This is a genomic window from Acinetobacter sp. DL27 (assembly GCF_055810995.1).
Genome location: NZ_CM147947.1, coordinates 1279503 through 1302245 on the forward strand (window position 1 = coordinate 1279503; position 22743 = coordinate 1302245).

Consider the following 22743-nt stretch of genomic DNA (forward strand, 5'->3'; position numbering starts at 1 on the left):
AAATTGTACTCAAGTGCTTCTGTGTTTACATTTCTTCTTAAGTCGTAGCATTCAATCATACAAGGAAAAATAAATGAAGATTCAAGGGAAGGTTTTTGTCGTCACGGGTGGAGCATCGGGTTTAGGTGCAGCAACAGCACGTCATTTGATTGAACAAGGTGCGAAAGTCATTTTGGTAGATATGAACCAAGCTTTAGGTGAAGAGCTACAGCGTGAGTTGGGTGAAAATGCTCAGTTTAAAAGCCTCGATGTTACTGATGAGCACGCTGTGCAAAGTTTCTTCCAAGAAGTCGAGGCTGAATATGGGCAATTGAATGGTTTGGTGAACTGTGCGGGTGTAGCGCCTTCAGCCAAAGTGTTGGGTCGTGATGGTATTCATGAGCTGGCGTTATTCCAAAAAGTATTAAACATCAATGTCTCAGGTACTTTTAATATGCTGCGTTTTGCGGCGCAGTTAATCGCGAAATATGAACTTCAAGCTGGTGAAGAAGAACGCGGAGTGATTGTGAATACAGCTTCGGTTGCAGCCTATGACGGCCAAATTGGCCAGACCGCTTATGCAGCCTCTAAGGGCGCTGTTGTCTCGATGACTTTACCGCTGGCACGTGAACTAGCACGTGAGAAAATTCGAGTGATGACTATTGCTCCGGGCATTATGGAAACGCCAATGTTGAAGGCGATGCCGCAAAATGTACAAGATGCGTTGGGTGAAATGGTGCCATTTCCGAAGCGGTTGGCAAAACCTCAAGAGTTTGCTCAGCTTGTAGGGCATATTTTTGAAAATAGTTATTTGAATGGTGAAGTGATTCGTTTAGATGGCGCGATTCGTATGCAGCCTAAATAATTTCTTAGGGTGTATCCATTACGGAGTCTTACCTTAAATAAATTCTTTTGTATTAGCTCATTCAGTTACTTTTGTTTTGGCAAAAGTAACCAAAGCCATTGTCATTTGCAAAACTCGTTGAATTACATTTTCTGATCAATAGCTCGCAGAAACATGACGTAGAAATGTAGACCTCTCTCGGACAGTTGCAAATGACTTTTTCGCGTATCAAATGCTAGAAATGGACGCTAAAAATAGATATTCAGACCTGAATTAACTTTAAAAATTAAATTAAGGCACTGACAGAGAAAAGGACATCTAATGCTTTTAAATGAAGAACAAAAAATGGTTCAGGATATGTTGCGTAGTTATTCGCAGGAAAAACTGAAGCCAACCGCGGCTGTACGTGACAAAACTGCACAGTTTCCTGCGCAAGAACTTAAAGAGCTTGGTGAGTTAGGTGCTTTGGGTATGACTGTTTCACCTGAGTGGGGTGGTGCAGGCTTAGATTATATTTCACTGGTGGTGGCACTTGAGGAAATTGCAGCAGGTGATGGTGCGATTTCGACCATTGTCAGTGTGCAAAACTCACTGCCGTGTGGCATTACCCAGCGTTATGGAACTGATGAGCAAAAGCAGAAATATTTAAGCAAGCTTGCCACAGGTGAGTGGTTAGGGTGCTTTTGTCTCACTGAACCACAAGCAGGCTCAGATGCTGGAGCGTTGGAATGCAAGGCCGTTCGTGAGGGCGATGAATGGGTGCTGAATGGAACTAAACAATTCATTACCACAGGTAAGCATGCTCAAGTCGCTTTGGTTTTCGCAGTCACAGACAAAGCTGCGGGGAAGAAAGGCATTTCTTGCTTTTTAGTCCCAACCGATACCGAAGGCTATATTGTCTCTCGTATAGAAGAAAAGATGGGGCAGCACTGTTCGGATACGGCAACCATTGTTTTGGAGAACTGCCGCATTCCTGCTGATCATTTGCTAGGTGCTGAAGGCGAAGGTTATAAAATTGCGCTTTCAAATTTGGAGTCGGGACGCATTGGTATTGCTGCGCAATCAGTGGGCATGGCTCGCGCCGCTTTAGATGCTGCGGTTGAATATGCCAATGACCGTAAAGCCTTTGGTGTTGAAATTGTACAACATCAGGCAGTTGCTTTTCGTTTAGCCGATATGGCGACGCAAATTGAAGCTGCACGTCAGTTAATTTTCCATGCAGCCACTTTGAAGGATGCAGGATTGCCGTGTTTAAAAGAAGCCTCTATGGCCAAACTGTTTGCCTCAACCATGGCGGAGCGTGTTTGTTCTGATGCGATTCAAATTCATGGTGGCTATGGCTATGTTTCAGATTTTCCTGTTGAACGAATTTATCGGGACGTCCGTGTGAGCCAGATTTATGAAGGAGCGTCTGATATCCAGCGTCTTGTCATTGCACGTGAAGTCACCAAGGTTTAAGTCGACTTAGTTTTAGACCTTGGTCGATGTTCAAAGCCTGCATTTTCATTGAGGGATTTGGAAATTGTAGGCGCATTTAAAACATGGTTATCTAGGTACAGCGCGGTTAAGTACAGTCATTAAATAGAGCAACTGAACCGCTCTAAGTTTTCAAATAATATGGGACTGACAATGAGGTCAGTTCAATGCTTAAAACGATAAAGAATATGGACGGCCAAAGTGGATTTGGTCTTAAAAAATGGATAATGCGAGGTTGTCGTGATGAAGACATTAGAACAAGCCCATCAAGAATTTAACTATGATCAACTGGTTCAAGAACAACTGGTAGGCCAACCCAATGCAGTGAATGCTTATATTGAGTGCTGTCAGCGCTATGTCGGGCTGCAAAAAACAGCACTCATTTGGGAAGGAAAAAATGGCGAGTCAGAGCAATGGAGTTTTGAACAGCTCGATGTTGCCTCAGCTCAGTTGGCAAATTATTTTAAAAGTAGTGGGATTCAAGTGGGTGACTGTATCGCAGGGCTGTTACCGCGTACGCCTGAGCTGTTGATTACGATTTTAGCCACATGGCGGATCGGTGCGATTTATCAGCCTTTGTTTACTGCTTTTGAGTCGAAGGCGATTGAACATCGAGTGTTAACTGCAAACACCAAATTGATTGTAACCAATGCAGAGCAACGTCCAAAGCTAAATCATGTTGAAGTCAAACATATCCTGACTGTGAATGCAGGAACAAACTTAACTAGCAATGAAGCTGATTTTTGGCAGGAAGCAGAACAACATTCAGATCAATGTGAAGCTGTTTTACGTAGCTTTGATGATGATTTCCTGATGATGTTTACCTCAGGCACCACCGGTTTGGCGAAATCCGTGCCTGTTCCTTTAAAAGCAGTTTTGGCTTTTAAGGGCTATATGCAACATGCAGTCGATTTAAGAGAAGACGATTCATTTTGGAATTTAGCTGATCCGGGTTGGGCTTATGGGTTGTACTATGGCATTACAGGACCGCTCAGCTTGGGGCATAGCATCATTATGGATGAGCGCGCATTTAGCGTCGATCATGCGGTTGAAGTCATTAAAAAGTATCGCATCAGTAATTTAACAGGTTCGCCTACAGCTTTTCGGATGTTCTTTGGTTTTAAAGAAAAGTTTGATCCTTCCATTAAAACCCACCTACGTGCTGTTAGTAGTGCGGGTGAGCCTTTGACCCCAGAAGTGATTCATTGGTTCAATAATGATCTGAATGTCAACATTTATGACCAATATGGACAAACTGAGTTGGGCATGGTGATTGCCAACCATCATGCACTGGAGCATGAGAAAAAAGTCGGCTCGGCAGGCTTTGCTAACCCCGGACACCGCTTTGCTGTACTTGATGCGAACCATCAAGAAGTGAAGTACGGCGAAATTGGAACGTTGGCGATAGACTTTAGCCAGTCACCACTGACATGGTTTAAGGGCTATGGTGGCAATAATCGTAAGTCCTTTGTGGGGCAGTATTATTTAACAGGTGATACGGTCAAGCTGAATGAAATTGGAGGTATCGACTTTATAGGTCGTGCTGACGATGTCATTACAACGTCAGGCTATCGAGTCGGGCCTTTTGATGTCGAAAGTACCTTACTTGAGTGTGCGGAAGTACTCGAGTCAGCTGTGATTGGTAAGCCTGATCCAGAGCGCACTGAAGTGGTGAAAGCTTTTGTGGTACTAAAGCCACAGTACCAAGCCTCTAAAGAGTTGGATAGCAAACTCCAAGCCTATGTGCGTTCACGTTTATCTAAACATGCGTATCCGAAAGAAATTGAGTTTGTTGAAAGCTTGCCAAAAACGTCGAGTGGAAAAATTCAACGTAATTTGCTGAAACAGCAAGAAGTGGCAAAGATGCAAACTTTACAAGCTGCCATTTAATTTACAAATAAAAGGGTCTTAGGGGTAACTTTAATTCGACGTAATTGTTGATCTAACTGATTGAAAAAAAATTATCTTGGTGGAGTCTTATCAAATTTTCACCCAATTTCATCATTAGCCTGCGGCTCGCCCTACTTTTGTTTCGGCAAAAGTAGGCAAAACCATGGTCATCTGCAAAACCTGTTCTTTTTTGGAATTCGTTAAAATATATCAAAGAAACATTATCTTACTTACACCATGCAGGTTGCAGATGACATTTTTTGAGTATCATTTTTTGTTGAAATCTAGTTAAAGTTAAAGCCAGTCAGTTCTAATAGACTGGCTTTTTCTTTTAACCATTTATAGTGGCATGTGACTTGTGGAACACCGCTTGAAATATAGTTAGAGGTATAAATAGTCTAAGAAAATTTAACTGGGCAACTAGTATGATTTAATCTCCATTACTTAAAAATGAAAAAGTTGAGCTATCTAAAGCACATAGCATTTATTGAATTTGTGCATAGCTAACCTTGGTTTCATGGGTATAATTCGCCATCAACATTTTCTTTAGAAAAAGGCTGAATCATGGACGAGTTAGATGAAAGTCTAGAACTCAGTAATGCTGAAATGCATCTCTATAGTCGTCAAATTTTATTGGACGGATGGGATATAGAGGCACAAGAAAAACTCAAGTTGGCCAACATACTCATCGTAGGCTGTGGTGGTATTGGTTGTATGACTGCGGAGTTATTGGCACGTGCTGGTGTAGGGCAAATCACTCTGATTGATGCTGATACGATAGAAGTGAGTAATCTCCAAAGACAGATTGCCTATGTAGAAAATAATGTCGGTTTTTATAAAGCGGAGGTTTTGGCCCAGCGTTTAAAGCAGATCAATCCCTACATCAAAGTCCATGCGCATGCTGTAAAACTTGATACAGCCAATGCAGCTAGTTTAATTGCAGGCCAAGACTTAGTCCTTGATGGTTGTGATAATTTTACGACACGGTATTTGGTCAATCAGCAGTGTAAAGCAGCCAATGTTCCACTCATCAGTGCATCGGCCATTGGTTTTCAAGGGCAACTGTTTATGGTGGAAGGTGAGTCCGCTTGCTATGAATGTCTGTTCCCTAAAGAAGAACATGCGAATGAAAGCCTACGCTGTGCAGATTCGGGCGTTTTAGCTACCACCCCGAATGTAATGGCCAGTCTTCAAGCGCATCATGCACTTTTATATTTGGGTTTAAATGTGACTGCACTCAAACAACGCTTGTTACTTTGGGATGGCTTAAGTATGAAACAACGTTTGCTTGCTTTCGAAAAAGATACAGATTGTCCAGTTTGTCAGGCAAGATAAGCCTGCAATTTTTTCATTCTTTGATACACTCAATACAATTTATTTTTGACCGATATTATGAAAAACAATATCTTTTTAGATGGACTGCGTTCTGTTGCCCGTGTTGGGGAAACTGCAGTCATTGCAGCACGTGCTGGTATTAAGTACGCAACTGAAAAACCAAGTAATGCCAAATTGATGCGTGAAACCTTTGAGTCTCTGGGTTCAACCTATATCAAGTTGGGGCAATTTATTGCGAGTACACCTTCACTTTTTCCACGTGAATATGTTGAAGAGTTTCAAGGCTGTTTAGACCAAACCCCATCATTACCATTTAGTTATGTACAAGGGGTTTTAGCTTCTGAGTTTGAAGGTCGAAATCTGTCTGAGATTTTTGCATCGATTGATGAAACGCCGTTAGCTTCAGCGTCTATTGCCCAAGTTCATGCCGCGAAGCTGGTGACGGGTGAAAATGTGGTGATTAAAGTACAAAAGCCAGGTGTAGAAACTATTCTCTATACCGACTTAAATGTTCTGCACTGGGCTACCAAGGTTTTAGAAAAAGCAGTGCCTAAAGTCAAATTTGCATCTCTTGCAGACATTGTGGAAGAAATCAAAACCCGCATGGTTCGAGAAGTCGATTTTATTGAAGAAGCCAGTAATCTGGATGACTTTGTGAACTATCTCAATATCACGCAAAACCATAAAGCCATGGCACCGAAGGTTTATCACCAATATTCGACTCGTCGTGTGCTCACCATGCAGCGTCTTTACGGCGTACCACTGACTGATTTTGAAGTGGTTAAAAAGCGCTGTAAAGATCCTTCACAAGTCCTGATTACTGCCATGAACACGTGGTTTGGTAGTTTGATGATGTGTAATAGCTTCCATGCTGACTTACATGCTGGAAACCTAATGCTGCTTGATGATGGTCGTGTGGGTTTTATTGATTTCGGCATTGTGGGACAGTTGAAACCTGAAGTATGGACAGCTTGTATCGCCTTTATGGATGCCTTACAAAAAACGGATTATGCACTCATGGCGGAAAACATGCTGAAAATGGGCATGACCGCAGTGCAGATTGATACTCAGGTGTTAGCCGCAGATCTTGAGCGTTTATTTAGTGGTGTGTTGTTGGCAGATCCGCAAGAATTACTGAGTTCAAACCCAGCAGATTTGAATGATATCATGATGGATATGGTTGCAGTGGGCGAGCGTCACGGTATTCGCTTCCCGCGTGATTTTGCCTTGTTATTTAAACAGATGCTGTATTTTGATCGTTTCATGCGCATCCTTGCGCCGTATACCGACATCTATGCTGACCAGCGTTTGCAAATGGTGCAAACTATGGACCCAAATGTGTTATTAAAAAACTAAGTTCTTTTGAAGCACATTCACCAAAAAATCCCTTTCAGTCCTTCTTTTAAAAGAGGGACTGAAAAACGCTTTCCTGTTTAAGGGACGAGAAACATGGTTTCGCAAGGCAGGGATTAAAAGTCAAAATCTGTTAAAGGTAATAATGTGGACGCAATTATCATTGAAGGCTTAAAAGTTGAAACAGTGGTTGGCTGCTTTAACTGGGAACGTCAGATTATTCAGCCTTTAATGTTGGATATGATTATTCAAACAGATTTGGAGCAAGCATCAAACTCAGATGACTTAGACCATACCTTAAATTATGCTGAAATTTGTGAAATTGCAGCAAAGGTCATTCAAGACGCCAAACCTGAGCTGATTGAACATGCGGCAAAATTAGTCATCAACGCACTTTTTTCTACCTTTCATGCGATTGAATCGATTAATATTACCATCCGTAAGCCTGCCATTATCGCGCAAGCAAATTCTGTAGGAATTCGTCTTGAACGCCACCGAAACGATTTTCGCCCTAGCTCTGGCGAGTAATAATAATCCAAAGCAACACTTTTTATATGCCTCTGATGAACTTACTAAAATTGGGCAACTGCAATTTTCGAATATTTATTTAATTCCATGCCGTGATGGGGTTGGGGCAGATTATTGGAATGCAGCCTGTTTGCTGAAATCATCTTTGTCTGTTGCGGATATTTCGGTATTGCTGAAAAATATGGAAGCAGCATCTGGGCGTGTCCGTCCATCACATCAAATTTCATTGGATGTTGATTTGATTGCATGGGGGATAGACTTAGAACATATGCAGTTCAATCCCAAAAAATTGCCTTTGGCGCTAGACGTTAAAATTCCAATGTTCGATGTGTGGAAGGATGCTGCATTTCAGCATCCGAAGCATGCATTTCCAACGGTGAGCTGCTTGGAAGCCAAGTAACATATCGAAGTGTGATTGGCACTTGAACTGGCTTAACATACTTATAAAACACAATTCATAGCGAACTTTTTTCATGAAAATACAAATTTTGAGTGCTCTTTCTTTGGCAGTGCTTCTAGTGGGCTGTCATTCAAGTCCATCTAAGATGACTGCGACAACTACAACTGCTATGGATACAACGAGTGTACATCAAACTACTGAAAAACAAGGGCTAAAACTAGCTGTGCAAGCCTATACGCAAGATCAATCGGATTATCAAACTAGCCTATATGATTTAAACCAAGACGGAATCGATGACGCCGTGGTGCTATTAAGTGGGATGGAGTGGTGTGGTTCTGGTGGCTGTACGTTGCTGGTCTTTCAAGGTCTTGCAAATGGAAGTTTTCAACCGCATAGCAAAATGACCGTGTCATCTACACCGATTTATGCCTTAAGTACCCAAACGCAGGGGTGGCGTGACTTGTCGGTTTATACCCGTGGTTTAGGGCAAGTCGTGCTGAAATACAATGGGAAAAGCTATCCATCAAATCCATCACTAGCGTCAAAATATACGGCGAATTTAAAGCAAGCGGGTAATACCTTATTGCTGCCGATATCAGCGGAATAAGCAAATTAGAGTCAATAAAAAAGCAGTGGCATAACCACTGCTTTTTTATAAGAGTAAGGCATATTTGCTTAAATAAAATAACTGGTCTTGGTCATGAGTTTTGAAATAGCCGTCATGGTGATTTTGACAGGAATCGGTAAATCGACACCGCCAGCATTCAGTGCTGTATCACGATGGTGTAATTCATCTTCATTCATTTGCACAAGAATATTGCGTGAACGGTCATCTTGAGCAGGGAGTTGGCTGATGTGATGCTGTAAGTGTATACTGACTTGGCGTTCAGTTTCAGCAACAAAACCTAAGCTATATTTATCGCCTGCAATGCCTGCGATTGCACCCATACCAAAGGATAAACCGTACCAAATAGGATTAAGCAGACTGGTATGGCTGTCTAGCTCTTTTAAGCGGTCTTCACACCATGCAAGATGGTCTTGTTCTTCAATTGCAGCTTGTTCCATTTCATGGCGTACATTCGGTAGTTTTGCCGTTAAAGCTTGCCCATGATAAAGCGCTTGTGCACACACTTCACCACTATGGTTGACCCGCATTAGACCTGCAACATGACGTGCTTCACTCACTGCGAGTTGGGTTTCTACCGCCTTGCCTGGGTTTTCACGTTGAGCAGACGTCGTGCCTGGAACTAAGCTACGCAGGGCTTGATCAAAAGAATTGATAAATTTATCGATGCCAGTGTAATGACGCATAACTTTAGTCCTCTAACTCAGGTTGTACAGTTTTTAGCATGGGTTTGAGTCGATATAACAACCACAGCGTAAAGCCCGCACTTAATACAGCAGTAATGCTGAAAAGTATTTTAATATCAATCTTCAAAACACTTAAAATGATAATCGAAAATATAGCAGAAGACACCATAAACACCGCATTTAATATGTTGTTTGCGGCAACAACACGTGCACGGTGCGACCGTGGAGAATAAGCTTGCATCATGGCATACAAGGGCACAATATAAAAACCGCCACTAATGCCAAGCAAAGTCACTGCGAGCATGACATGATAGTAAACCATGCCGTGGTTGAACATATCGCTAACATTGAGCATAGCCCCTGTGCGTTCTGGGGCATAAGCTAGACTCAAGGCCAAATAAAAGGCAAATAGGGTCAGTCCAATAGCACCGACAGGCACCATTTTAATATTCACTTCAGAGCCACCAATTCTACGACACAGCAGTGAGCCGACCCCAATCCCGACAGAAAAGAACGTGAGTAAAAGACTGACGACATTTTCTGATGCATGTAGGTTTTGTTGAGTCAACTGTGGAATTTGGGTGAGATAGGTTGCACCGTAAAACCAATACCATGAATTTCCCAGTAAAATCGTAAAGATGAGGGGGAGGCTTTTGGCATATTTGAGTGTTTGAAAACTGGTTCTAAAGAAATTCCAGTCAATTTTTAAGTCGGGTGAGCTGACTTTTTGTTTTAAAATAAATCGACTGGAGAGATAACCCAAAATGGCAATGATAACGACAGTCAGGCTGATCCAAATAAGATTGCCTTGAGAAACCGAAATGACTGCGCCACCCAAAATCATCCCGATTAAAATAGCAATGGAGGTGCCCGACTGAAATAGCGCATTGCCAGACATGAGTTCATTTGGCTTGAGAATCTCAGGTAAAATGGCGTATTTAATGGGGCCAAAGAAGGTGGAGTGTGTGCCCATCATAAATAGAGCCAAGAGCAGTAGCCATAAATTGCCCAACAAGAAACCCGCGGAACCGATGAGCATAATCACAATTTCTAGAACTTTGATGCCACGAATAAGTTGTGAGCGCTCAAACTTATCGGCAATTTGTCCTGCGGTTGCAGAAAAAATGAAGTAAGGCAAAATAAATAACAGTGCGGCTAAATTATTTAAGGTACTGACATCTGCAGCTTGTTGATTAATCCATCCATAAGTAATGACTAAAAGCAAAGCTTGTTTATAGACATTGTCGTTTAAAGCACCAAAAAATTGGGTAATAAACATGGGAAGAAAACGACGGGTACTTAATAGATGTTCATTGTTTTTCATGCTTTTTGCGCTGTATTAAGTTTTATTAAGAAATGTGACTAATTGCTCAAACGTTCAATAAAATCATGTAAGATATTTAAAACCTGAAATTGGGTAAAATAATCAATAGATTTCAGTTCTTTTGTGACAATTCATTAGAGCAAATCCATAACGATTAAATAAATTTAGAGTTTTCTATGCTTGCCAAAACACAATTTAAAAAGTCGACTCTTTCATTGAGTATGAATTCTTTCATACCGTGGCATCATAACAATAAATATTTGTGTCTGAGTATCTTTTTAACGCTTTTGTCACAAGCGGCTTTGGCTGAAACCCCCGTTGCGATTGAACCAAGTAACGTACAAGTCGAGCCACAAAATTCTACAGAATTCACTGAAGACATTAAAAAAGAAGCGATTCGTCAAGGTATGGGTAGCGCGGACGAATTAAAAAAAGTTGAAAATTCTGTAGTTCAGCCCACGGTTCCAGACAGTATGCAAATGTTGCAACAGCAACAGACGGCTTTAAAAAATTTACCTGAATTTGCACCGATTGAGTTTGACGATCTTGAAGACTTGCCAACTGTACAAGTTGATCAAGGCATGGCCAATGATATTTATCAAGTGGCTGAGCAAGCGAAAGCAGAAGCTCAAGCTTACCGAAGTGGTCAAACGACAGAGTTGGTGGTGAGTGATGCCACTCAACAGGAAATGGCAGAAATTAATCAAGCTCCGGTCAATGTTGATCAACTGATGCAAAGCATTCAAGCAGACAGTAAAATTTCTGTAGAAGCCAACACGCAAGGAAATACCTTAGATTTTGGCATAAGTGCTGAAGAGCAAATTGCCAAAGAACCCAATTTCTTTAAGCGCATACTTTATAAAATTCGACCACCAAGAGCATTGGATACTGCAAAAGTGCCGCGGATCAGTGCGGATGTTGAAATCATCAATGCGAAATATGAAGGCGAAATATCCAATAAAGCGTATCAGGCCGCTTTGGTTAATTTAAAAGAAAATATTGAAGGTAAAGTTTCAAGCTTTACACAAGAGTCTTTTGAAGATTTTCCTTCGGCATTGCCGCAGCTACGCTCAATTTCAAACCAAGCCGCACAAGCCGTCGGGTTTTATAATGCGGAATTTAAGTTTGAAAAAACCAGCAATAACCGTGTGCGCATTCAAGTGGTGCCGAATATACCTGTGCGGATTGAAGAGCAAAATATCGAGTTTAGTGGTGCAGGTCAGTACTTACCGCAGTTCCAAGTGATTAAAGTCTTACCTGAGCAAGACGTCGGGGATGTATTGCATCACGGTTTGTACGAGTCGACCAAAGCACGAATTAATGAAGCGGCCAGCAATAACGGTTTCTTTGACAGTTACTGGCGCTTACATGATGTGAAAGTGGAACAGCCGCAAAATACGGCAGACATTAATTTACGTTATGAAACAGGTGAACGCTATAAACTCGGCGGTGTTGAGTTTGTGATGAGTGACCCAAACAAACCACTGCCTATTGATTTAGATGTTTTACAAAGCTTGGTGACTTGGGAGCCTGGGGCGGATTATACCTTTTGGCGTGTTAATAGTTTGGCTAATAATTTGACCAACTCACGTTACTTTAACTATAGCTTGGTAGATGCCGTTCGACCGGACCCTGTAGAAAGGGTTCGTGAGTTACCCCCTGATTTACAGCAATTGGTCGATGAACAGCAGCTTTCTAGTCAAGATGCCTTGATCCAAGAGAGGAAAGAAGTTGTTTCAAGTCGTGAAGTAACACAGTCTGTGGTCAGTGAAGCACAGTTCGCCGGTGTTAATGATGCTGAGCAGAACAAAGCACAAGCAGCGCTTCGCACCGCACAAGAAACCAAAGAAAGTGAAGAAGAACGTTTAAAACTGGAAGCTCGAGAAACAAAAATAATTCCTGTTAAAGTTACTTTAAACGCGGACCAGTTAAACAGTGTAGAAGTCGGTGCCGGTTATGGTAGTGACTCTGGTGCACGTTTACGTGCGCAATACCGTCGTGCCATTGTAAACCGACGTGGTCACTCTTTTGACGCCAACTTTGAGCTTTCAGAAATTCGTCAGTCTATCGACGGTCGTTATAATATTCCCTATAAACATCCACTGAATGATTATATCAGTCTCGTGGGTGGTTATGAGCGTGAAGTGCGTGATGATGTTGGACAGGGCGTAAACTTGCTCACAGAATCAGCAGTTGCAGGGGCTGACCGTGTCATTAAAAACCCAATGGGGAATTGGCAACATACTTATGGGGTGCGTTACCGTTTAGACCGCTTAACGCAAAAAGGCACAGCGAGTGCAACAGATATCCCTGATGCATTTATTGCCAATGATGACCCAGAGCAAGAGTCACTTTTATTGGGTTATGAAATTTCTAGAATTGACAGTGATAAACGGGTCAACCCAAGCAAAGGAATTAAACAAACCTATAAAATTCAATTGGGAAGCGAAAGCCTACTTTCAGATGCCGATATGGCCATCGTAAATGCGGGTTGGCGCTTTATCTATTCATTGGGTGAAAATGACAACCACCAATTTGTCGGACGTGGTGATCTCGGTTATATCTTTACTGAAGACTTTAATAAAGTCCCTTATAACTTACGTTATTTCACGGGTGGAGACCAAGGTATTCGCGGTTTTGACTACAAGAGTTTGTCACCTGTGGTCGATGGTTTTAAAGTGGGTGGTCAGGCCTTAGCTGTTGGCTCCATGGAATACAATTACCAGTTTAAAGAAGGCTGGCGTGCGGCAGTATTCAGCGACTTTGGTAATGCTTATGATACAGATTTTAGCAATGACACAGAATACAGTGTCGGTCTTGGTGTGCGCTGGGCATCACCGATAGGTCCGATCCGGATTGATGTAGCTTCAGGTATTTCTGATGATAGTCATCCGATACGTGTGCATTTCTTTATTGGCTCATTATTATAAAATTTAACACTTTTTTGGGAAGACTATGGCTGAAGTAGAACAGCAGCAAGAACCAACACCACCTACGCCGCTTGCCAAACAGCGACGTATTCTTAGAAGTGTCCTTTTGACGCTGTTGTTGACGCTCATCTTGTTGGTGATATCGCTTGCGGTCATGTTTTCTACCGATAAAGGCAGTAAGTTTTTACTCGACCAAGTTTTGCAACGTCAGCAGATTATCCAATATGAGTATGAAGGCGGTAATCTGTGGAAAGGCATTATCCTTAAAAATGTGGTGGTTACCTTAAAGCCTGTCGATGTCAAAATTGACCGTGCTGACGTGAGTTTGGGTTGGCGCGCCATTTTAGATAAAGAGATACATCTACGTGAAGCCGATGTTCGTAATTTGCGTATCATTACCAAAGGTGAACCGAGTGATGAACCCTTTAAGTTCAGCGAAATTAAATTACCCTTTGTTTTACGTTTAGATACAGCAGATGTTGATCATTTAAATATTCGTACCGCATCCGATGCCCAAGTAGATTTTTATGATGTGCATTTAAATAATGCCCTCTGGTCGGGGACGGAACTTGAGTTTGAAGACTCTCGTATGGACATCGGCTATTTAGCAGTTCGTAATGCAACTGGGAAAATGAAATTCTCAGGGAAATATCCACTTGAAGCGACCGCCATTGCAAACTTACCAGCACTGCGTGATAGTTTAAATGTGCATGATATTGCGGTACACGCAACGGGGACACTGGATACCATCCAAGCGGGTTTTGCGACACGGACGCCTGACCTGTTGACGGGTTGGGCCATTTTGCACCCTGTACGTAAGCATGTACCGATGCAAGGTCAGCTTAAATTTAATCATTACAACTTACCGCTCCTGACCGATTACAAACTCTATGCTGAAAAAGGCGTTGCTAAATTTTCAGGTGATATCGAACGTTTAAATATCGACTTAAATACAGATCTGAGTGGTAAAGATATTCCAAAAGGTCAATATACAGCTTTGATGCATACAGACTTGGTTCATCAACTTGACATTGATAACCTAAATGCTCAGTTGATGAAAGGTTCGGTCAATCTGGGTGGTGTGGTAAGTTGGAAGGATCATGTCACTTGGGACATACAAGGTCGTTTAGATAAAATCAATTCTAAAGATGATGTACTGCCACAAGTAGTTTCTGACTTTCTACCACCAAGTTTGGATGCAAAAATTGCATCCAAAGGTACGCTTGAAAAGGGTTTACACTTAACCGCAGATCTAGACTTTGATCGTTATGAAACATGGAATCTCGCACTAGACCAAAACCCAGAGAAAAATAACAAAGTCCAGCCAATGTTGATGGATGTCTCTTGGAAAAATATTGATCGTGCCGTGCCTTATATCGGCTGGTTAAGTAGTGCTTCAGGGGATGTAAAACTGGCGTTGGTTGAAGGTCAGCAAGATATTCATGTTGCTACTGTTGTGAGTCAACACGAAAAAGCGACGTTACCTGCGGGTAATTACCTCGCGCAGTTAAATTTTAAAAATAATAATTTAAATGTGCCGAGTTTTAGTTATGTAGCAGGTAAGGGAAGCTTAAGTGGCAATGCGGTGGTTGAGCTGCCAGATGAGAAACGTCAACTGAAGTGGAAAGCCGCTTTAAACGCGAAAGATTTTAATCCGCAAATGGTTGCAGAAGCTTCACCGGTTAATCTATTGAACGGAAAGCTACAAGCAAGTGGCTATGCCAAACCGAATCAGCAAATCATTCAGCTACAGGGCATTGATCTGACTGGAAAAATGGTGGGCAATAATGAAACGGTTCACTTAACGGGTCAGTCAACCGCAGCACTCCTGTTTAATGATGAAAAAGCTGGTGGTGCTTTCAAAGGCTATGCAGTGAACTATGATGGCGCTTTAAAAGCCAGCCAGTTTGAAGCCAGTCAGGGCACGTTAAACCTAAAACTTTCAGGAACGCCTGAGTTTATTAAAGTAACTGAGTTGAAACACAATGGTGTGGCAGGTCAAATTAATGCCAGTGGTTTAGTACATTTTATTCACGGTATCACTTGGGATGTGAATGCAGCACTCATTCGTTTTAAACCACAATATTTTGTATCTAGTGTTAAAGGCGAATTGTCTGGTGTAGTGAAAACTAAAGGTACATGGTCGGATGCTTTAAAACGCATTAACATTGAGAGCTTAAACCTCGCAGGCATGCTCAATAATAAACCACTGCGTGGTACAGGTAATTTAGCTTTGGTGCTCAACTCCAGTGAAAAGGGCTTTTTACCGCAACAGTTTGAAGCGAATAATCTACTGTTGGCTTATGCCAAAAACCAAGTGCAAGCGACGGGTAATGCGCAAAATTTAAGACTGAATATTAATGCGCCTGCATTGTATGAAATTTATGCGGGCCTACGTGGCCGTGCCTACGGCTATTTAAATATTCAATCTCAACCACGTTTAAGGGCTACGGCAAACTTAGCTGTGGATAATTTTGGCTTTAAAGATCTGATTGATATGCGTAAATTACGCATTGTCGGGCAATTACCGACATCGGAAACAACGCCGTCATTATTGACTGCAAAAATGGAAAGTTTAAGAAGTGGTAATCGTGAAATTCAACAAGGTGAAATTTCACTGGCAGGTATTCGCAAAGCCCATTTATTAAAAGTTTCTGCACAAAACGAAAAGTCGAAATTTTATGTGCAATTGGCAGGTGGTTTTAATGCGCAAAATGATTGGTTAGGTCAGATCCAAAAAGGTGATTTTGACTCTTTACGTGCACGTTTGGTACAGCGCCAAAGTGCAGCCGTGGTCTATAACAGTGCCAAAGCAGATTTGCTGATTGGTGCGCATTGTTGGATGAGTCAACAAAGTCAGTTGTGTTTTGATCAACCGATTCGTGTCAGTAAAACGCGTGGCAATATTTCATTCTTGACTCAAAACCTTGACCTAAACGACTTTGCTGCCTTTATGCCTGAAGGGTTAGCAATTACAGGTAAGTTAAATGGTCATGCTAAAGCGGTTTGGGCACAAGGATCTAAACCAAAAATTGATGCGCGCTTAGTCACCCGTGATGGTGTGATTGGTCTAGCTGCCGATGACCCACAAGATATGGGTTCAACCTTAAAATACGAACAAGTGGCTTTGGTTGCCAAAAGCATCGCAGAAGGATTACAAATCCGTTTGGATGTCAAAACACCTGAAATTGGTATGGGCTATGCCAATGTGGTTATTGATCCGTATCGGGACAGCATGCCTATGCGCGGTGAAATTGCATTTGATCAGGTACAACTCAAAGTCTTTAAACCGTTCATTGCTGATGTACGTTCGATGGGCGGAACAATTTCGTATGCAGGTAAGATTAATGGAACGCTAAAAGCACCACTACTTACTGGGGATGTCCGTCTGAAAGATGGTTCGATTAGTATGATTTCACTGCCAGTCAATTTGACCAATATTCAGCTGTATTCGGCTATACGCCAAGACCAAGCCACCATCAATGGTGCTTTTAACAGTGGTCGTGGGGTGGGCACACTTACAGGGACGGTAGATTGGAAAAATGATCCACGCATTCAGCTTCAATTGAATGGAGAAAATTTACTGATTCGCCAAGCGCCATTAATTACCGCGCTAGTAACACCAAAAATCACACTGGATGTTTTACCGTTGAGTAAGAAATTAAGCTTAAACGGTGAAATTCAAGTTCCTCGTGCGCTTATTTCGATGCCTGAAGCGTCTGTACCTGTGGTGAATGTATCCTCTGATGTACGCGTGGTCAGAGAAGGTCAAAACCAATTGGCGATTTTAAATAGCGCAAAACCTTGGGATATTCGTGCTGACCTGATGGTCGGACTAGGTAATCAAGTTGTCTTCCAAGGGTTTAATAGTCGTATTCCATTGTTAGGTCGTTTATATCTGTCGCAGCGCGGTGCTGAAACCGCAATGCGTGCCAATGGTGCAATTGGGGTGAGTCAGAAAGTTAAAATTGAAGCTTATGGACAGAGTTTGGATTTAAACCGTGCCATTGCGCGTTTTAACGGTGTGTTGAGCAACCCAACTCTGGATGTCGATGCAAATAAAAATGTACAAGGCAGCACGGTGGGTTTTCGCGTAACGGGTACAGCAACATCACCCAATATTCAGGTCTATAACGATGCAGGGCTGTCTGAGCAAGAAGCTTTGAACGCGTTAATTACAGGCCGCATTAACGAAGGTACAAGTGGTTTAAGTCAAACTGAAGGCTTTAAGTCAGATGTCAACAACACCATTGCTGCCGCAGGGATTAGTTTGGGTTTAGGTGGTACACGCGCCTTTACGAACCAAATTGGACGTACTTTTGGCTTAAGTGGTTTAGCATTAGATGCGCAAGGTACAGGGGATGACACACAAGTCAGTCTGACGGGTTATATTACACCTGACTTATATATCCGTTATGGCGTGGGTGTCTTTACACCAGTCAATAAACTGACTCTGCGTTATCAAATGAACAAACGTATGTACTTAGAGGCGAGTCAGTCATTAGAGCGCGCAATCGACGTCTTCTATAACTGGAAATTCTAAAGCTCCTCTTCAGCTAAATAAAGCCTACAATCGCGTAGGCTTTATTTTTAGGTGTTAAAAAAAGCTTAATCCGCCATTTGATAAAACTCTTTATTCCATAGATGAAGAAAACCTATGAATAACAGACACTAGATACTTAAAATCAATTAAACCATAATGAAAGTAGGTGTATAGTAAATGGACTTGCTAAATTTAGAGTGATGATCCCTATGCCGATCAATTTTGTAATACGCTTTGCAGCGATTTTATTTTCAGTTTTAATTTTAGTAGCGCTTGCTATTCAGTTTTTCTTTGATCCGCACTATACCGTGGTCTTTTGGATCTTTGCTATGCCGTTCATTTTAGGTACTCCAATTCTAGCATCTGTAGTTTTAGCGAAAAACGAAGAGCTTGATATTCACTCAGTCAATTAAAAATGACCTGAAAAAAAGATTATCAGCATAAAAAAGTCCGTCAAATGATGGGCTTTTTTATGCAATCTTAAATTTTGCAAAACTCGCACAGTTTTTTTTAAACATATTTGCTATGTTGATCTTTTATTTAAAGAAATATTTTTTATGAAAAAAATCGTAATGCTTGGATTAATGGTTGCTGCTATTTCGGGTTGTAGTACTGCGCAAAAGAATGAAACTGAAAAGCCAACTTTAGGTATGGCTAATCCTGCCAGTACGTATTGTGTTGAACAGGGTGGTAAATTAGAGATTCGAAAAGAGGCTAATGGTGAAGTAGGCTATTGCCATTTACCGAATGGTCAAGTCATTGAAGAATGGGCGCTTTTCCGTGCTAGTCAAAGTAAATGTGTTGCTGAGCAAGCGACAGCCTTGATTGGTCAGTCAAATTTAACTGAAGTGCAGATTAAGCAAAAAACCAGTGCGAAGATGGTACGTTTAGTACAACCGGGGCAGCCTGTGACTATGGATTATCGTGAAAACCGTGTGACAGTAACAGTCGATCCGAAAACCAATAAAGTAGTTCAAGCAAGCTGCGGTTAATTTTCCCAAGTATAAAAGCCCAAATTTGGGCTTTTATACTATTTAAAGTGGTTAATGGTTCTTCATTTGAAAAAGTTTGATTATGATAGGGCGAATAGGAGAGTTGTAATGAAAAAGTTATTCGCTTTGGCTGCTGTGATTGCACTGGTGGGTTGTGCTGAAAAAAAACCGTTAACACCAGAAGAGCAATGGCATGGCTATTGTAAAAGTATTGGTAATGCAGCACGTTCAATTATGTTAGACCGTCAAAATGCCATTGAAAAAGATAAAGCGATTGAGCATGCCAATAAAGTTGAAGACGAAATGACCAAGGCATTTGCGTTAGAAATTATTGAAGATGTTTATGCTTTACCTGAGGCTGAAATTAAGTCCGATATTGAAGGTGCGCGTGAAAAATTTCGTGTGAAATATACTGAAAAATGTATTGCAACACCGCATACTGAAATGCCAGATTACAAACCGTTCTAAGGAACGGTTTTTTATTTTTTGCATGGAACTTTTTGTGACAAAACTCTAAATCATATATATAGCAAAGCATATAAAAATAAAGAATAATAAACATAGAATAAAAAATGAGAGGAGCAGAAAAATGGAAGTTGTTGGCTATTTAAATCACGCAGATTTACTCTTGGAAGATGAAAATGGTGTGGCTGTAATTGGCGGCGGCCATTATGTCCTCAGTTTAGGTGACCATGTATACTTCAAACACGCACTTGACCATGAACCTACACGTATTTCAGTACAAATTTCTTTTGCAAGCTCTGCTCATCAAAATTTGCATGAGGATGAAATTCAAATGAAATTTGAAGGCTGTCGTGAAAGTTTCAAACAATATATTCAAGCGACAACAGTACACTAAGGTTGAATATTTATATTGCGTAAAAAGAGGCAACATAGGTTGCCTTTTTTGTTTTTAAATGGCAGTTCAAAGTTAATGTGAAACAATTCCAAACGATCTGACTATATTGCTGTTTTTATGTGCAATAGATATGAACATCATTTAGTTAGAAAATAATGGGCATCACGAAGAAACACTTGTAGCGCATTAACTTTTAACTGGAATTTTAGTAAAATTAAGCAGTCCATATTATTTACGTAGCTTTATTTAAAGCAGGAATACGTAAATAATTTTTTAAAAAAGAGGAATAACACCGTGCTAGAAGCTTACCGCCAACACGTTGCAGAACGTGCCGCACTCGGAGTCCCACCGAAGCCACTTGACGATGCTCAAACAGCTGCATTAGTTGAATTATTAAAAAACCCACCAGCTGGCGAAGAAGCATTTTTAGTTGATTTACTAGAAAACCGTGTTCCAGCGGGTGTTGACCAAGCTGCATATGTTAAAGCTGCATTCTTAGCTGCTTTGGCTAAAGGCGAAGCGACTTCTCCATTAGTTTCTAAAGAACGTGCGGTTTACTTACTAGGCACTATGCTTGGTGGTTATAACGTTGCTCCTTTAGTTGCTCTTCTTGACGATGCTGCACTTGCTGAATTAGCGGCTGAAGCACTTAAGAAAACGCTTCTTGTATTTGATGCGTTCCATGACGTTGCAGATAAAGCAAAAGCGGGTAACGTGAATGCACAAGCGGTTATGCAATCTTGGGCTGACGCTGAATGGTTCACGACTCGTAAAGACGTTCCGACTGAAATCAAACTTACCGTTTTCAAAGTCACTGGCGAAACCAACACTGACGACTTGTCACCTGCACAAGATGCTTGGAGCCGTCCAGACATTCCATTGCACGCAAATGCAATGTTGAAAAACGTACGTGACGGTATCAACCCAGAAGTTCCTGGTGAAGTTGGTCCACTCAACCAAATCAAAGATTTGATCGCAAAAGGCAACCAAGTTGCTTACGTTGGTGACGTTGTTGGTACAGGTTCAAGCCGTAAATCAGCAACTAACTCTGTACTTTGGTTCTTCGGTGACGACATTGCACACATCCCGAACAAAAAAGACGGTGGTTACTGTTTAGGTTCTAAAATCGCTCCGATTTTCTTCAACACAATGGAAGATGCTGGCGCGTTGCCAATCGAGATTGATGTTGCAAACATGAACATGGGCGACGAAATCGTTCTTAACATTGATCATGCTGCTGCAAAAGTAACTGCAACTAAAGACGGCGCAGTAATTGCTGAAGCTGAACTTAAAACTCCAGTACTTCTAGATGAAGTACGTGCGGGTGGTCGTATCAACTTAATCGTTGGTCGTGGTTTGACGACTAAAGCGCGTGAAGCTTTAGGTCTTGCTCCATCGACTTTATTCCGTACTCCAGTTCAACCAGCTGCTACTGGCAAAGGTTTCACTCAAGCACAGAAAATGGTTGGTCGCGCATGTGGTCTTCCTGAAGGTCAAGGCGTACTTCCAGGTACTTACTGTGAACCTAAGATGACGACTGTTGGTTCGCAAGATACCACTGGTCCAATGACTCGTGACGAATTGAAAGACTTGGCTTGCCTAGGTTTCTCTGCTGACCTTGTTATGCAATCTTTCTGTCACACCGCTGCGTATCCAAAACCAGTTGACGTTCAAATGCAACACTCGCTTCCTGATTTCATCATGAACCGTGGCGGTGTATCTTTACGTCCAGGTGACGGTATTATTCACTCTTGGTTAAACCGTATGCTTCTTCCAGATACCGTTGGTACTGGTGGTGACTCGCATACTCGTTTCCCAATTGGTATTTCATTCCCAGCGGGTTCTGGTCTTGTAGCATTCGCTGCTGCGACTGGTGTTATGCCACTGGATATGCCTGAGTCTGTACTTGTTAAGTTCAAAGGTAAAATGCAACCTGGTATCACACTACGTGACCTTGTACATGCAATTCCTTACGTTGCGATTCAGCAAGGTGACTTAACTGTAGAGAAGAAAGGTAAGAAAAACATCTTCTCTGGTCGTATCCTTGAGATCGACTTAACAGAAATGGAAACTGACCTCACTGTTGAGCAAGCATTCGAACTTTCTGATGCATCTGCTGAACGTTCTGCTGCGGGTTGTTCTATCACGCTTTCTGAAGAGAAAGTTGCTGAATACCTGAAATCAAACATCACAATGTTGAAGTGGATGATTTCTGAAGGTTATGGCGATGCGCGTACTATGGCTCGTCGTGTTGAGAACATGGAAAAATGGTTAGCGAACCCATCACTTCTTAAAGCTGATGCTGATGCTGAATACACGAAAGTGTATGAAATTGACCTTTCTACAATCACTGAACCAGTGCTTTGCTGCCCGAATGACCCAGATGATGCGAAATTGCTTTCTGACGTTCAAGGCGTGAAAATTGACGAAGTATTCGTTGGTTCATGTATGACGAACATCGGTCACTTCCGCGCAACTGGTAAGTTGTTAGAGAAAGTTCCTGGTGGCGTACTTTCAACTCGTTTGTGGATTGCTCCACCGACGCGTATGGACGAACGTCAATTGATGGAAGAAGGTTTCTACAATACTTATGGTAAAGCTGGCGCGCGTACTGAAATGCCAGGTTGTTCATTATGTATGGGTAACCAAGCGCGTGTAGCTCCGAACACAACATGTGTATCGACTTCTACACGTAACTTCCCGAACCGTTTAGGTCAAGGTGCGAACGTTTACTTAGCGTCTGCTGAACTTGCTTCTGTTGCTGCTGTATTGGGTAAACTACCAACTCCAGAAGAATACCAACAGTATGCAGCTCAAATTGATAGCATGTCTGCTGACATCTACCAATACTTAAGCTTCGACAAAATGGGCGACTATACTGACGCTGCTGCGAATGTTGATACGAAGAAAATTGCTGCTGCTCAATTGACTTAATTGATAATTAAGTTTTAATGAGTTAAAAATAAGGGCTGATTTATC

Annotated in this window: 17 protein-coding genes; 15 read left to right on the forward strand and 2 right to left on the reverse strand. The window is 41.7% G+C overall.

All coding sequences use genetic code 11. The annotated features are described in order from the left end of the window. Positions 1-73 precede the first annotated feature (73 nt). From AC0KVP_RS06165 to AC0KVP_RS06200, 8 genes are all read left to right on the forward strand, one after another. Positions 74-844 carry a 3-hydroxyacyl-CoA dehydrogenase gene (locus AC0KVP_RS06165; protein ID WP_184119011.1) on the forward strand — a complete coding sequence of 257 codons (771 nt, stop codon included), beginning with the start codon at positions 74-76 and terminating at the stop codon, positions 842-844. Positions 845-1144: 300 nt separating this feature from the next. Continuing rightward, a complete protein-coding gene (locus tag AC0KVP_RS06170) occupies positions 1145-2281 on the forward strand; it encodes an acyl-CoA dehydrogenase family protein (protein WP_234955880.1) in 1137 nt (378 codons plus the stop codon). A gap of 261 nt (positions 2282-2542) precedes the next feature. Next, a complete protein-coding gene (locus AC0KVP_RS06175) occupies positions 2543-4189 on the forward strand; it encodes an AMP-binding protein (RefSeq protein WP_183175568.1) in 1647 nt (548 codons plus the stop codon). 564 nt (positions 4190-4753) lie between these two features. Then, positions 4754-5524 (forward strand): HesA/MoeB/ThiF family protein, encoded by a 771-nt coding sequence (locus AC0KVP_RS06180; RefSeq protein ID WP_058869850.1) that lies wholly within the window; start codon positions 4754-4756, stop codon positions 5522-5524. A gap of 57 nt (positions 5525-5581) precedes the next feature. After that, positions 5582-6880: an ABC1 kinase family protein gene (locus AC0KVP_RS06185; RefSeq protein ID WP_473339665.1), complete on the forward strand. Its 1299-nt coding sequence runs from the start codon at positions 5582-5584 to the stop codon at positions 6878-6880. 144 nt (positions 6881-7024) lie between these two features. Then, positions 7025-7405 (forward strand): dihydroneopterin aldolase, encoded by a 381-nt coding sequence (gene folB / locus AC0KVP_RS06190; RefSeq protein ID WP_010327015.1) that lies wholly within the window; start codon positions 7025-7027, stop codon positions 7403-7405. Next, positions 7362-7805: a 2-amino-4-hydroxy-6-hydroxymethyldihydropteridine diphosphokinase gene (locus AC0KVP_RS06195; RefSeq protein WP_058951713.1), complete on the forward strand. Its 444-nt coding sequence runs from the start codon at positions 7362-7364 to the stop codon at positions 7803-7805. Before folB ends, AC0KVP_RS06195 begins: the two co-directional genes overlap by 44 nt. A gap of 169 nt (positions 7806-7974) precedes the next feature. Continuing rightward, positions 7975-8412 carry a hypothetical protein gene (locus AC0KVP_RS06200; protein WP_348958405.1) on the forward strand — a complete coding sequence of 146 codons (438 nt, stop codon included), beginning with the start codon at positions 7975-7977 and terminating at the stop codon, positions 8410-8412. Between the two features lie 68 nt (positions 8413-8480). Here the strand turns inward: AC0KVP_RS06200 and coq7 are convergent, their stop codons facing one another. Together coq7 and AC0KVP_RS06210 are read right to left on the reverse strand one after the other, a co-directional pair. Further along, a complete protein-coding gene (gene coq7 / locus AC0KVP_RS06205) occupies positions 8481-9116 on the reverse strand; it encodes a 2-polyprenyl-3-methyl-6-methoxy-1,4-benzoquinone monooxygenase (RefSeq protein WP_473339670.1) in 636 nt (211 codons plus the stop codon). 4 nt (positions 9117-9120) lie between these two features. Then, positions 9121-10440: an MFS transporter gene (locus AC0KVP_RS06210; protein ID WP_473339673.1), complete on the reverse strand. Its 1320-nt coding sequence runs from the start codon at positions 10438-10440 to the stop codon at positions 9121-9123. Between the two features lie 176 nt (positions 10441-10616). Between AC0KVP_RS06210 and AC0KVP_RS06215 the strand changes: the two genes are divergently transcribed. The 7 genes from AC0KVP_RS06215 (at position 10617) to AC0KVP_RS06245 (ending at position 22698) form a co-directional block, all read left to right on the forward strand. Continuing rightward, positions 10617-13370, forward strand: coding sequence for a BamA/TamA family outer membrane protein (locus AC0KVP_RS06215; protein ID WP_473339675.1), 2754 nt, complete (start codon positions 10617-10619; stop codon positions 13368-13370). Between the two features lie 25 nt (positions 13371-13395). After that, entirely contained in the window at positions 13396-17913 is a 4518-nt protein-coding gene (locus AC0KVP_RS06220) for a translocation/assembly module TamB domain-containing protein (protein WP_473339678.1), read from the forward strand. Positions 17914-18122: 209 nt separating this feature from the next. Then, complete coding sequence (locus AC0KVP_RS06225) at positions 18123-18326, forward strand: hypothetical protein (RefSeq protein ID WP_010327009.1); 204 nt, start codon at positions 18123-18125, stop codon at positions 18324-18326. Positions 18327-18470: 144 nt separating this feature from the next. Then, positions 18471-18905: an I78 family peptidase inhibitor gene (locus tag AC0KVP_RS06230; RefSeq protein ID WP_473339682.1), complete on the forward strand. Its 435-nt coding sequence runs from the start codon at positions 18471-18473 to the stop codon at positions 18903-18905. A gap of 108 nt (positions 18906-19013) precedes the next feature. Beyond that, complete coding sequence (locus tag AC0KVP_RS06235; RefSeq protein ID WP_473339684.1) at positions 19014-19373, forward strand: hypothetical protein; 360 nt, start codon at positions 19014-19016, stop codon at positions 19371-19373. A gap of 121 nt (positions 19374-19494) precedes the next feature. Then, a complete protein-coding gene (locus AC0KVP_RS06240) occupies positions 19495-19764 on the forward strand; it encodes a hypothetical protein (RefSeq protein WP_004696516.1) in 270 nt (89 codons plus the stop codon). Between the two features lie 294 nt (positions 19765-20058). Next, positions 20059-22698 (forward strand): bifunctional aconitate hydratase 2/2-methylisocitrate dehydratase, encoded by a 2640-nt coding sequence (locus tag AC0KVP_RS06245; RefSeq protein ID WP_473339688.1) that lies wholly within the window; start codon positions 20059-20061, stop codon positions 22696-22698. Positions 22699-22743: the final 45 nt, after the last annotated feature.

Coding starts and splice junctions, on each gene's coding strand:
- AC0KVP_RS06165 (WP_184119011.1), top strand. CDS start 74: ATGAAGATTCAAGGGAAGGTTTTTGTCGTCACGGGTGGAGCATCGGGT.
- AC0KVP_RS06170 (WP_234955880.1), top strand. CDS start 1,145: ATGCTTTTAAATGAAGAACAAAAAATGGTTCAGGATATGTTGCGTAGT.
- AC0KVP_RS06175 (WP_183175568.1), top strand. CDS start 2,543: ATGAAGACATTAGAACAAGCCCATCAAGAATTTAACTATGATCAACTG.
- AC0KVP_RS06180 (WP_058869850.1), top strand. CDS start 4,754: ATGGACGAGTTAGATGAAAGTCTAGAACTCAGTAATGCTGAAATGCAT.
- AC0KVP_RS06185 (WP_473339665.1), top strand. CDS start 5,582: ATGAAAAACAATATCTTTTTAGATGGACTGCGTTCTGTTGCCCGTGTT.
- AC0KVP_RS06200 (WP_348958405.1), top strand. CDS start 7,975: ATGGATACAACGAGTGTACATCAAACTACTGAAAAACAAGGGCTAAAA.
- coq7 (WP_473339670.1), bottom strand. CDS start 9,116: ATGCGTCATTACACTGGCATCGATAAATTTATCAATTCTTTTGATCAA.
- AC0KVP_RS06210 (WP_473339673.1), bottom strand. CDS start 10,440: ATGAAAAACAATGAACATCTATTAAGTACCCGTCGTTTTCTTCCCATG.
- AC0KVP_RS06215 (WP_473339675.1), top strand. CDS start 10,617: ATGCTTGCCAAAACACAATTTAAAAAGTCGACTCTTTCATTGAGTATG.
- AC0KVP_RS06220 (WP_473339678.1), top strand. CDS start 13,396: ATGGCTGAAGTAGAACAGCAGCAAGAACCAACACCACCTACGCCGCTT.
- AC0KVP_RS06225 (WP_010327009.1), top strand. CDS start 18,123: ATGCCGATCAATTTTGTAATACGCTTTGCAGCGATTTTATTTTCAGTT.
- AC0KVP_RS06230 (WP_473339682.1), top strand. CDS start 18,471: ATGAAAAAAATCGTAATGCTTGGATTAATGGTTGCTGCTATTTCGGGT.
- AC0KVP_RS06235 (WP_473339684.1), top strand. CDS start 19,014: ATGAAAAAGTTATTCGCTTTGGCTGCTGTGATTGCACTGGTGGGTTGT.
- AC0KVP_RS06240 (WP_004696516.1), top strand. CDS start 19,495: ATGGAAGTTGTTGGCTATTTAAATCACGCAGATTTACTCTTGGAAGAT.